The 12,160-nt window shown below is 35.4% G+C and carries 9 protein-coding genes; 4 read left to right on the forward strand and 5 right to left on the reverse strand.

What is annotated here, in order from left to right; genetic code table 11:
- Positions 1 to 109: 109 nt before the first annotated feature.
- The 4 genes from EG359_RS18850 to EG359_RS18865 all read right to left on the reverse strand — a co-directional run bounded on the left by EG359_RS18850 (position 110) and on the right by EG359_RS18865 (position 6,239).
- Positions 110 to 1,864, reverse strand: coding sequence for a peptide MFS transporter (locus EG359_RS18850; protein ID WP_076356374.1), 1,755 nt, complete (start codon positions 1,862 to 1,864; stop codon positions 110 to 112).
- 132 nt (positions 1,865 to 1,996) lie between these two features.
- Complete coding sequence (locus tag EG359_RS18855) at positions 1,997 to 3,652, reverse strand: peptide MFS transporter (RefSeq protein WP_076356376.1); 1,656 nt, start codon at positions 3,650 to 3,652, stop codon at positions 1,997 to 1,999.
- A gap of 143 nt (positions 3,653 to 3,795) precedes the next feature.
- Positions 3,796 to 5,925, reverse strand: a complete 2,130-nt coding sequence (locus EG359_RS18860) for a S9 family peptidase (RefSeq protein ID WP_076356378.1) — start codon at positions 5,923 to 5,925, stop codon at positions 3,796 to 3,798.
- Between the two features lie 89 nt (positions 5,926 to 6,014).
- Positions 6,015 to 6,239: a bacteriocin-like protein gene (locus tag EG359_RS18865; RefSeq protein ID WP_076356380.1), complete on the reverse strand. Its 225-nt coding sequence runs from the start codon at positions 6,237 to 6,239 to the stop codon at positions 6,015 to 6,017.
- 130 nt (positions 6,240 to 6,369) lie between these two features.
- Here EG359_RS18865 and EG359_RS18870 point away from each other — a divergent pair, with 130 nt between their 5' ends.
- Together EG359_RS18870 and EG359_RS18875 are read left to right on the forward strand one after the other, a co-directional pair.
- A complete protein-coding gene (locus EG359_RS18870) occupies positions 6,370 to 6,843 on the forward strand; it encodes a hypothetical protein (protein ID WP_076356382.1) in 474 nt (157 codons plus the stop codon).
- A gap of 10 nt (positions 6,844 to 6,853) precedes the next feature.
- On the forward strand, positions 6,854 to 7,042 hold the full coding sequence (locus EG359_RS18875; protein ID WP_076356384.1) for a DUF6496 domain-containing protein: 189 nt from the start codon (positions 6,854 to 6,856) through the stop codon (positions 7,040 to 7,042).
- A 126-nt stretch (positions 7,043 to 7,168) separates the two neighbouring features.
- Here EG359_RS18875 and glgP read toward each other — a convergent pair whose 3' ends face one another.
- Complete coding sequence (glgP, locus tag EG359_RS18880; protein WP_076356386.1) at positions 7,169 to 8,833, reverse strand: alpha-glucan family phosphorylase; 1,665 nt, start codon at positions 8,831 to 8,833, stop codon at positions 7,169 to 7,171.
- A gap of 202 nt (positions 8,834 to 9,035) precedes the next feature.
- Here glgP and EG359_RS18885 point away from each other — a divergent pair, with 202 nt between their 5' ends.
- Together EG359_RS18885 and EG359_RS18890 are read left to right on the forward strand one after the other, a co-directional pair.
- Positions 9,036 to 9,833: a hypothetical protein gene (locus tag EG359_RS18885; protein WP_076356388.1), complete on the forward strand. Its 798-nt coding sequence runs from the start codon at positions 9,036 to 9,038 to the stop codon at positions 9,831 to 9,833.
- Positions 9,834 to 9,993: 160 nt separating this feature from the next.
- Positions 9,994 to 12,096, forward strand: a complete 2,103-nt coding sequence (locus EG359_RS18890; protein WP_076356390.1) for a T9SS type B sorting domain-containing protein — start codon at positions 9,994 to 9,996, stop codon at positions 12,094 to 12,096.
- Positions 12,097 to 12,160: the final 64 nt, after the last annotated feature.

The following is a 12,160-nucleotide window of genomic DNA, read 5'->3' on the forward strand; positions in this document are numbered from 1 at the left end:
ATAATTTCCTTTACGGATTGGAATAAAGAATCTTCGGGAATTTTCATCATACGAAAATAAAAAAAACCTCTGACTTAGCAGAGGTTTTATTCATATTTTGTTAATGCAATTAGTTTACACCGTGCATCATTTTCTTTAAGATAGGTGAAAGTAAGCCTAAGATTACAGACGCAATACCACAAAGTACAACGAATACCATGAAGAATTCAAATAAGTTGTGAATTTCAAATCCTACAAAAGTAGGGTTATGTAATGGTAGCTGAGCTTTTTCAAATGCAGCAACCTGTTCAGTAGTTAAAGTTACTTTTTTATCCAAAACATCCTGTAGGTTTACTCCAATTTCCTGTGCTTTTTTAAATTTATCACCTGTTGCAGGGATAAGTGCTCCTAATGAACCTGCCAAGGCATATCCTGCAGCATTAGAGATAAAGAAAACACCATATAATAATGAAGCGAATCTTTTTGGAGCTAATTTACCCACCAATGATAATCCGATTGGAGATAAACAAAGCTCACCACAAGTTTGGATGAAGTATAAAAGCATTAGCCATTTGATTGCTAATAAACCTGAACTTCCAAGATCTTTTACATTGTGTGCAATGATGAAATAAGAAAGAGCAATTACAGCAAGACCAATAGCTTGTTTAAGAGGAGATACAGGTTCTTTTCCGTTCGCTCTTAATTTATCCCACATTAAACTGAAAGGAAAAGCTAGTAAAACTACGAAAATACCATTGAAGATCTGAACCATTGAAGGTGGCATATTCCATCCGAAAATGTTTCTGTCTGTCTGGTTATCTGCAATGAATGTTAATGAAGATCCTGCCTGTTCGAAAGCCGCCCAGAAAAAGATAATGAAGAACGAAACGATATAGATTACCCAGATTCTTTGTCTTTCAATTTTATTTTCTGCAGAAGACATAATCAGGAATGCTAGGGAAATACCTGCTGCGTAGATGAATGGATAGATGATTCCTTTAATCATTTGTCCCATTTCCACTGAGTTAAATCCAAGTTCTCCTACCAATAAGTATCTGAATACAAAGAAAAGAACAACAAATATACCTACTGTAGCTGCCAAGAAACCACCTGAGAATTTTGCTGTTTGAGATTCTCCCTCTTCAAAATCTGCAGTTGAGTTATTTTTTGGAAGTCCACCAATAGGTCTTCCTTCCGGTGTTACTACATATTTGTTTTTAAGGATAAAGAATGTTACAGTTCCAATTACCATTGCAATTGAAGCCGCTAAGAAACCCCATTTGAACGCGAAAATATCTCTTACTCCGGTTGTAGCATCTTTTACATCTCCTACATATGGACAGATAAATTGACCTAAAAATGCTCCAATATTAATCCCCATATAGAAAATAGTGAAAGCAGAATCCAGTTTAGATTTCTCCTGTTTTGGATAAAGACTTCCTACCATTGAGGAAATATTTGGCTTAAAGAATCCATTACCAAAAATAATAACGAATAAAGCCAGCCACATAATAAGTTTAGCACTTCCAATGTCTGCGGAGAAAGTAGAGGCACTAATAAATAATAAAAACTGACCAATCGCCATTAAAGATCCTCCAACGATGATCGCAAATCTGTTTCCAATATATTTATCAGCAATAAATCCTCCCAAAAGAGGTGTTAAATAACATAACGCTAGAAATCCACCATAGATGATCGCCGCATCAGCTTCTTTTATCAATAAGGAATTTACCATAAAGAGCGTCAAAAGTGCTCTCATTCCATAAAAGTTGAAACGCTCCCACATTTCCGTGCCGAACAGAACCCATAACCCTTTCGGATGTCTGGAGCTCTTATTCTCTACAAATTCATCCGGTTTCGGACTCAATGCTTCAATATTATCCATTTCTATTGTTAATTTTTGTTAAGACTGACAAATATAGTTTATTTTGGGTTTTTGGCAAGGTTTTAATTTTATTTTTAAATAAAAAAGCTGCGGAACCATTCCGCAGCTTGTTATTCGTTATAATAGTAAGGATTAGTGTCCTTTTTCTTTCATAATTTTATTCAATCTTTTTAACATTGAAAGGCCTAATAATGTAGCAAATATTAACAAAGCGAAATTGACAAGGAAATAATTCGTTTTGTTTTCGTAGCTATACCAAGTACTCGCCAGAATTCCCGAAAGTTTATTACCCACAGAATTCGCAAGGAAAAATCCACCCATCATTAAGGCTGTAATTCTAGCAGGAGAAAGCTTAGAAACGAAGGAAAGTCCCATTGGAGAAAGACATAATTCCCCAATTGTAATGACTCCGTAACTGGCTACCAGCCATAAAGGAGAGACTTTTATTGACCCGTTTTCTCCGGCCATTACTGCTAAAACCATGACAAGACATGATAATCCTGAAATGAAGAGTCCTAAAACAATCTTGGTTGGCGTTAAAGGTTCTTTTCCTTTTCTTCTTAACAGCGCCCAGAATCCAACTATAACAGGAGTGAGTGCAATTACCCAGAATGGATTAATGGATTGGAATAATTCGGTATTGTATAGATATACCTTATTTTCAGGATTTTTCTCTAGAACAGCACGCTGCTCAGGAGAAATGTTTTTAAAGTAAACATCTTTTCCGGTTTCTTTTTTGGTATCTCCGTTGTCATCCTTTTGAGATCGGAACTGATTATCATAAACTGGAGTTTCTTTGTCTTCGTAGCTCTTACCCTCCACCATATAAATACCTTCCAAGGGTTTTTCAAGAGAAGCAGGAACACTTCTGTCTGTATAATAATTAGCCCATCTTGTTAATGCAGTACCATTCTGCTTGAAGACTGCCCAGAAGAACATACTGATCAGGAATACAGAAAGTAATGCACCAATAGATGCTTTTTCATCAGGCTTAGCTTTAAAGTAAAGTGAAGCATAAAAATAAATAACAGGAATACATGCAAAAATAAAGGCATCTGTACTGTCGCTTCCAAAGATGTTATTAGGTATAAACCAACCAATTCCTCCAGCTACGATAGCAGGAACAAATACTTTAAGCATAATTTCAGAAAGTTTTGTGTCTCCTTCCTGTACAGGCTTCATTTGTGCTGCATGGATATAGTGTTTTCTTCCGATCGTAAAAATAACCATACCAATCAGCATTCCAACTCCGGCAGTAATGAAAGCTTCACCCCAACCGAATTTATTACGCATAAATGCAGCAATAATGTTACAGATAAATGCCCCAATGTTGATTCCCATATAGAAAATATTGTATCCGGAATCTTTGTTGGCTTTATAAGGTTCTTCAGAATAAAGGTTTCCTAAAAGAGTAGAAATGGTAGGCTTAAAGAAACCGTTTCCAATAATAATTAATGCAAGGGAAGCATAAAATAAAGGTAAATCCTTGAAAACACCCATTCCTATATATCCGGCAGCCATTAAGAAACCTCCAAGATAAATAGATTTAATATATCCTAAAACTCTGTCTGCCAGAAAACCACCAATAAATGGCGTAAGGTATGTTAGTGCAATATAAGTTCCAAAAATATCGTCAGCAGTTTTGTCAGGTAATCCCAGACCACCTTTCATTCCGGTAGGCTCTATCACATACAAAACAAAGATTCCAAGAATCAGGTAGTACCCGAAACGCTCCCACATTTCTGTAAAAAAGAGAAAAGGCAGCCCTTTAGGATGTTTAGTCTTCATATATTCAAATTTCAATTCCCCCAAAAATAAGTTTTTAATTTCAATTGATAAAATAAATAATAAAGAGGTAAATGATTAATGAAATAAATAAAAATCCCTTTCAAAAAATTGAAAGGGATGTATCATTTTAATCGGCGATATGATTATAAGTTACTCAGGATAAAATCTGTCATTTTCTGATACAGCTGTGGCCTGGTTTGTCCACCATAGATTCCGTGGTTTTTATCTGGATAAGCCATGAAATCAAACTGTTTTTTATTTTGAATCAAAGCTTCAGATAATTCCATAGAGTTTTGGAAATGTACATTATCATCAGCAGTTCCGTGGATTAGGAGGAATTTTCCTTTCAATAAATTGGCGTATTCAGTAGGAGAGTTTTTGTCATATCCATCAGGGTTTTCCTGAGGCGTTCTCATGAATCTTTCCGTGTATACTGAGTCATAATATCTCCAGTTGGTTACGGGAGCTACTGCTATACCCATTTTGAAAACATCGGCACCCTTTGTCATTGCTAAACTGGTCATGTAGCCACCAAAGCTCCATCCGAACATTCCGATTCTTCCTTTATCAATATAAGATTGGTTTCCGAACCATTTTGCTGCTGTGATCTGGTCTTCAATTTCATATTTTCCAAGGTTCATATACGTAACTTTCTTGTATTTTGCTCCTTTATAACCAGTTCCACGCCCATCTACACAAGCAACAATATACCCTTTTTGTACAAGGTGATTGAACCACATGGCATTACCATTGTCCCAAGAGTTAGCAACCTGTTGAGACCCCGGACCAGAATACTGGAACATAAATAATGGATACTTTTTGTTAGGATCAAAATTTTTAGGCTTCATTACCCATGCATTCATTTGATCACCTACCGCATTAGGAATGGTAATGAATTCCTTTTCAACAAAATTATCAGACTTTAATTTCTGAAGCTGATCATTGTTATTTTGAAGTTCCTTTACTGTTTTCCCACTTCCATCTTTTAAAACATAGGTATATGGTTTTGCCGCAGTAGAAGATGTTTCAATGAAATAATTATAGTTTTTGCTGAAATTGGCAGAATTATTTCCCTCAGCATTAGAAATAAGCTGAGACTTGCCACTTTCGATATTTACTTTAGAAACAACCTTATTGATGCTTCCTTTTTCTGTAGTCTGAACATAAATTTCTTTGGATTTTGGATTGAATCCATAGTAATCTGTTACCTCCCAGTTTCCTTTAGTAATCTGTTTCTTTAGTTTGCCATCCTTGTCATACCAATATAAATGACGATTTCCGTCTCTCTCGGAAGCCCAAAGGAAAGAATCATCCTCAAGGAACTCCATTGTTGGGCTGTCTGTATCAATCCATTTATCATCTGTTTCAGTAAATAATTTCTGAACACCCCCTGTTTTAGTATTTACCTTTAAAATATCTGAAGCATTTTGAATTCTTTCGGAAGTAATCAAAACAACCTCATCAGGCTTTGCGGTTTGCAAAACATTAGGAATGTAATAATTTTTGAATGAACCCAGATTCAACTGCATCGTTTTTCCAGTATCTAGACGGTATAATTGTGCAGAAACTATTGAGTTCTTTTCTCCTGCTTTAGGATATTTATAACGCATTTCTCCCGGATAAAGATTTTTTCCGTAGATAGGAATATAAATCTCAGGAACCTGGCTTTCATCAGATTTTACAAATACAATGGCATCTGAATTTTTAGTCCATTCATACTGTCTTGCATGCCCAAACTCTTCTTCATACACCCAGTCTGCCAAGCCATTGATGATTGCATTTTTCTTCCCGTCATTACTTATTTGTGTAATTTTTCCGGAATTCAGATCCTGAAAGAATAGATTATTATCTGAAATGAAAGCAATTTTTGTTGCATCAGGTGAGAATCTTGGCTCCTGTACAGGTTTTCCATCATTTAGACTCATTACCTTTCCGGATTTTAAATCTTTCACTTCAAATTTTCCCAGAAAAGAATGTCTGTAGATAGGATGACTTTCTTTAAGCAAAAGGATCTTGGATTCATCATCAGAAAATTCATAGCTTTCAAAGTTTCCGTCTACAATATTTCCCTCCTTTTGAGATGTTTTATAAGAATACTTTGCAATTCCTGTTGGTTCAATAACCAGGTAATTTTCACCGCTTTTCATGGAAGTAATCCCGGCAATGCCTTTGCCACGATAATATCCTGAATATATTTTATCTAAAGTAATTTCCTGTGCAGACACATTATGAAATGCAGCAGCTATAGTAAGAGTTAAAAGTATTTTTTTCATTTCTAATTTTAATGATTCCAAATTTAATAATTCTTACTTACATAGCAATATAAAACAAAGATCAGAACACTAGGTCCTGATCTTGTATGCTAATTTGCTACATGAACTGTCCCTGGATCTCCTGTCTCCGGTGGATAATATCCCTCGGTAGCACAGGTTGGATAAGAAGAATTACACGGAACTTCCTCTGTTCCTCCAATCCACCAGATTCTTAGCTTACAGGTTACCCCATCTACACATCTTCTCATCCCCGGTAAAACTCCGCCATTTACTTCCTTTAATTGTACTCTTGAAATTTTTTTGAAATTTTTCATGGTAAATATTTTTTTATTAGTAACCCTAAGCTAAGTAAAAAATTCATTGAATAGTGAAATTTTAAAAAAAAGATAATTTGGCAGAAAAATTGAATGTATATAATTACAAATCAAATCAAAAATAATAATTATGGAAACGAATGCATACAACCAGAAACTGAACCGCTATGTATTGAACGACCAAATTGTCTATACAGGTTTTTCCAGTTTTGATGATGCCACAGAATATGCTCACAAGAAAGGTGGAATATTGGTGGAAGTGGGGTTTAAGGGCGGTAACGATAACCCTGAGATTATGGATGAAGCTGGGTTGATAGAAAAAAAACTTCATTACTATGTGTATGCAGGCGATGAATACAAGTTTATCCACTCATCTGATCCCGGATTTAGAAAATATGCAGAAGAACTGCAGAAAATTAAGGCAAAGAATGATAAAACAAGTCCCGATGAAAGATATTTTGCCAATTTTGAAATTGAGAATATAGAAGATCCAATCATTGTGATCAAAAATGACCATTTTGAATCGGTAACATCAAGAGAGCGTTCAAAGTATTTGAAACATGCCAAAGTTTATGAATTAGGGGTATCCCTGCCAAAATCTTAAAAAAAATATCATGAGCAAGACAAAATATTCAGATAAAGCTCAGGACAAAGTAGGAGAAGTGATGCACGAATTCAAGGAGGGAAAGTTGAAATCTTCTTCCGGAAAGAAAGTGACAAGCAGAAAACAAGCTATTGCTATCGGTATTTCTGAAGCAAGAGAAGAGGGATTGAAAGTGCCTCCAAAGAAAAAAAGTAAATAATTTCAATAAAAAAATGCCCGCAAAATTTTGCAGGCATTTTTTTATTGAAAAGCAAATAATCTAATTTGTAAACACTAAAAAAATAGATATAGGTGATTGCTTTTGTATCGTTGCTTTACTTTCTTGCTATTCAGCTTGATTATAAAGTATTCTATAATATTCATCAGCCATTCTATCACTATTGAACTGTTCTTTTACATCGTTCATAGCATTCTGCTGAATCTTTCTCCACTGATCAGGATTGTCATAATAGGATGGGAGAATTTCGTTTTCAAGGATTTCATATAATTTGTTCAAATCATAGTTGTCCTGTTCATAAATGCTCATATTCAGATAATCTGCCTTTGGTACAACAAATGAATTTTCTCCATGCTTTGCAAACTCAGGAATCCAGCCATCATCTGTGGATAAGTTAACGGAGCCATTCATCGCGGCAGTCATTCCTGAAGTTCCTGAAGCTTCCCTTGGAACTCTTGGGTTATTTAGCCATAGATCAGAACCTTGCTTTAATGATTTACTTAAAGAAAGCTCATAGCCTGTAAGAACAGCCATGTTTTTGTGATTTTTACTTTCTTCGACTAAGAGGTTGAAAGTAGAAATCGCAGAATAATCCATTGGGTAAGGTTTTCCAGCCCAAATAATTTGCACCGGATATTTGGGATTGTTCAGAAGTCTGTAGAATCTGTCTTTGTCATGTAAGAGAAGATCTGCACGTTTGTAACCTGCGAATCTTCTGGCCCAGACAATGGTGAAAACATTGGGGTTGAATAAATTTCCGGTTTGGTCAGCTACAATGCTGAACAATTTTTTCTTCAAATGCTTTTTACGATAGTCAAAAACAGTATCATCGTTTTCATCCTTTGCATTGTAAAGAGGTTTATCGGCCCAATATTTAAATTCCTGTGCATTGGTGATGGATGTAATCTCGCAGATTCCGGGGTATTTATTCCACATCGCTCGGGAAACTACACCGTGAAGCTGTGAAACACCATTGGCTATTCTTGCCATTTTAAGGGCACAAAGAGAGTGGTTGAAACGTTCATCCTCAATACCTTCAATGCTTTTTACCTCATCCATACTATATCCGGAGAAATAAGACATGTCATAGCATAGTTTAAAATTATGCTTTTCATTTCCTGCCTCTTCAGGAGTGTGGGTGGTGAAAACCAGTTTCTCTTTAACCTTATTCAGGTCCCCATTATATTTTTTTAACAGATAAAATGCTGCGGGAAGTCCGTGGGCTTCATTCAGATGATAAACATCTCTTTCAATGTTCATTTCATCCAGTAATTTTGCTCCTCCTTTTCCTAGCAGAATATATTGAGCCAGTTTTGTGGATTCATTGGCATCATATAATTTGTGACAGATTGTTTTGGAAACATGATCGTTTTCAGGAACATCCGTAGAAAGAAAAAACATAGGTGCTGTATTGAAAATTTCAGGATCAAGGTACCAAACCTTTACCCAAACAGGTGCACTGTGGATTTCGATTTGAAATTTTATTCCTGTATCTTCAAGAAAACTGTACATTTTTCTCGTCCATACTGGTTGCAGGGTTTGATCATGATTTCTTGCCTGGTCATAGTAACCGAATTTCCAAAGAATACCGATTCCGATAAGATCCTGCTTTAGGTTATAAGCGCTTCTCATATGAGATCCTGCCAGAAAACCAAGTCCTCCTGAATATATTTTTAATACCTGCTCAAGGGCAAATTCCATTGAAAAATAAGCGGTTCTTTTTGAATATTGGGGATTGATGTGGTAGGGTATTTTAAAATTCCTGAAATCCATAAATACTGATTTGTGTTAGAAGAAGCAAAGGTATTGATTATGAAAATAAACTTTACATTAATTAATAGATAAATTAATTTTAAAAGTAGGTGTTGAATAGTTTTTTTACTTATCTTTAAGAGTGTAAAATTTTGATTATCAAAAACTTTTAACGGTGAGGGCCAATGGCTGCATGTGTTCTAATTAAATAAAAAAATCACACATGAAAAAGACATTTTCTGAGGAAGATCTGATCAAGAATCTGAGTTTGTATTACCTGAACAGGCATTTGAAAAAAAAGCCCATAGAAAAGTATCACCGTACCATAGATGAATCTCCGCTTCATGATCGTGAAAAATATAGAAAAAAATCAGAGATTCTTCTTCTCAACTCTTTTATGCATCATTTCCCCGAAGTGAAATTTGAAAACTTTACCTGCGAGAGTCCCGACTTTATCGCAAAGCTAAACGACAAAAAAATCGGAATAGAGTTGACTGAAGTTATCAACCATCTGGAAATGAAAAAAGTGGAAAGCACTTTGAATAAAATGTTCCGTCAGGCAGAAATATTATTAGAACAAGAAGACACCACGAAATATCGTGGTGTTTATTTTTTAGAATTCCATCCCAATATAAAGTTTGATCATATAGAGGAGCAGGAAGAAAATATTATCAGTATTTATAAAAGCATTAAAAAAAATAAAGGAATAGGATGTGTGAAAAGTGTGAGAAAATCCTTTCATCGAAGAAATGTCTTTATTACCCACGAATACAGCATGAATCTTTTTGATGAATTATGTTCCGAGAAAATTCTGGAACTTATCGAAAAGAAAAATGAAAAGTTTCCTTACTACGATACTTCTGTAGATGAATGCTGGCTGGTGATTGTTTCAGACATGAACTCCATTGCTTCCCGATATACCTTTATTCAGGATAAGGAGCATTTGAATGAAGTGAAAAGTCCTTTTCATAAAATCTTTCATCTTGAAAACCTTTGTGGGAACATTACAAGTATAAAATAAGTTAAATTCATTATATTATTAGTAATAAATTTATGTATTGATTTAAAATATTTCAAAATTATTTGAATTTTATTGTTTGTTATTAAATTATAGGTATATTTGGTATGGGTTGGGTATTTGCCTGACTGTTAACTGATTCAACCATAAAAACTATATATCTATGAGAAAAACTTTACTTTTTATTCTTCTATGTATATCCCATACCTTTTATTCTCAGGCAGATTGTGCATCGGCACTGGCTGTTTGTGGTAACTCAAATATTACATATAGTCCATCAGGTTATGGTACCATCAAGGAATTGGTGAATTCAGGGAGCTGCTTGGATGCAACGGGTGAGCATAATTCGATTTGGTATAAAATTACAATTGCTAATGGAGGAACCCTTACCTTTGATTTGGTTCCGAATAATCCGGATGCCGATTATGACTGGGCAATTTTTGGTCCCAATGTAAACTGTGGAAGTTTAGGAGCGCCTATACGTTGTAATGCAGCAACGGTGATAGGACCCGGACCTGCTACAGGATTGAATATGACAAGTACCATTACAAATGCCTTAGGAGGATCACTAACGCCTTATTGTAAATATTTGGATGTTTTACCGGGACAAACTTATTATTTATTTATCGATAACTGGGTGAGCAGTACAAGCAGTACAACGGCACCATTTTCTTTGACATGGGGAGGAACGGCAACATTGGCGTCACCATTTACAGACCCAAATATTCAGACTTATCCTTTTATTCCTCCAGGGGTTTCTCCAGCTAATCCTTCAGACCCAAGAGAGGTTGTTATTTGTTCTAGCTCGGTTCTGTTTGATTTTTCTACATTATCACCGGGCATTATAAATGGTAATCAACATTTTAGTGTAAGCTATCATACCACTCAAAATGATGCCTTAACCGGGAATAATCCTATTACAACTCCAATAACAGTAAACACAACTACGGTTTTCTATTACAGTATTAGTTATACGGATGCTGCTAATCCCGGTAATCCGCTCAATAAGTGTAAGCAGGTTGGAAAGTTTAAATTCAAAGATGGCTCCATCACGGTTAAAAATGCAACTTTAACCGAGTGTAACAATAATAATGCGGGAACGGCATTATTTGACCTGACAACTGCTGATGTTATTGGTATTCCAAATGTGACGAAGAAATATTATCACACGATGGCAGATCTCAATGCTGGGACCAATGAGATTACAACACCTACAGCTTTTGTTTCGGCTGAGGGAACCATTTATGTGAAAGTGATCTCTGAGTTTGGATGCTTTTCAGTGGCTAAGATTACTTTAAAATTTCATCCTGTAGTGGTTGTAAATGAAACTACTCTTAGATCCTGTTTTATTGAAACTAATTCTGCTACAGCATCATTTAATCTTATCAATGCTTCAGTGACAGGTCCGCAAAATACAGTGAAAAAGTATTATCCATCTCTTTCTGATGCAATTAATCAAACCAATGAAATTCCAACTCCTGCCAATTATATAGCTCCGAATGGAGTAGTATATGTAAGAGTTTTAAACGCTCAAGGTTGTTATGCTATAGCCAAGATTACCTTAGTGGTAATTCCGCCAGTATATTCTGCTATCCTTAAAGATAAAATTATTTGTGCTGAAGATAAGACGATATTGGATGCTGGGCCAGGATTCAAAAGTTATGAGTGGAGTACCGGTGCTACAACCCAGACCATTAATGTAGGAATTGGAGTGTATTGGGTAAAACTTAAAACTGGAGAATGTGTGACTACCCAAACTGTGAAAGTGATAGCATCTGAACAGCCGGTTGTTTCCAGCATTGATATTACAAATAGTTCAGTAACAGTATCGGTAATAGGAGGAAATCCGGCTTACAAATACTCTCTGGATAATATTGTTTGGCAGGATTCCAATGTTTTCAGCAACCTTCCAAGAGGAGATTATAAAATATTTGTAAAGGATGCTTACGACTGTGATCCTATTGTAGTTGAAATTGTTGTGCCGAATTTAATTAATGTTATTACTCCCAACGCAGATGGAATCAATGATGTCATCGATTACTCTGCATTAGGCGGAAAACAAAACCTCATCATCAATGTTTTTGACAGATATGGAACAAAAATTCATCAGGCAGATAAGCTTAATGGCTATAAATGGGACGGAACTGTTGCTGGTAGGAGAGTGCCTACAGGAACCTATTGGTATTCCGTATTATGGAATGAAAATGACAAGAAAAGCACACCTGTTAAATTTACAGGCTGGGTACTAGTTAAAAATAGGGAATAATTATCTGTTATAAATATTATACATAGATAAAACCACTTCAGAAGAGGTGGTTTTTATCTATACT

Origin of the sequence: Chryseobacterium joostei (assembly GCF_003815775.1) — a bacterium.
In the GTDB taxonomy this organism is placed as follows: domain Bacteria; phylum Bacteroidota; class Bacteroidia; order Flavobacteriales; family Weeksellaceae; genus Chryseobacterium; species Chryseobacterium joostei.

Coding starts and splice junctions, on each gene's coding strand:
- EG359_RS18855 (WP_076356376.1), bottom strand. CDS start 3,652: ATGAAGACTAAACATCCTAAAGGGCTGCCTTTTCTCTTTTTTACAGAA.
- EG359_RS18885 (WP_076356388.1), top strand. CDS start 9,036: ATGAAAAAGACATTTTCTGAGGAAGATCTGATCAAGAATCTGAGTTTG.
- EG359_RS18890 (WP_076356390.1), top strand. CDS start 9,994: ATGAGAAAAACTTTACTTTTTATTCTTCTATGTATATCCCATACCTTT.
- EG359_RS18875 (WP_076356384.1), top strand. CDS start 6,854: ATGAGCAAGACAAAATATTCAGATAAAGCTCAGGACAAAGTAGGAGAA.
- EG359_RS18870 (WP_076356382.1), top strand. CDS start 6,370: ATGGAAACGAATGCATACAACCAGAAACTGAACCGCTATGTATTGAAC.
- EG359_RS18865 (WP_076356380.1), bottom strand. CDS start 6,239: ATGAAAAATTTCAAAAAAATTTCAAGAGTACAATTAAAGGAAGTAAAT.
- EG359_RS18850 (WP_076356374.1), bottom strand. CDS start 1,864: ATGGATAATATTGAAGCATTGAGTCCGAAACCGGATGAATTTGTAGAG.
- EG359_RS18860 (WP_076356378.1), bottom strand. CDS start 5,925: ATGAAAAAAATACTTTTAACTCTTACTATAGCTGCTGCATTTCATAAT.
- glgP (WP_076356386.1), bottom strand. CDS start 8,833: ATGGATTTCAGGAATTTTAAAATACCCTACCACATCAATCCCCAATAT.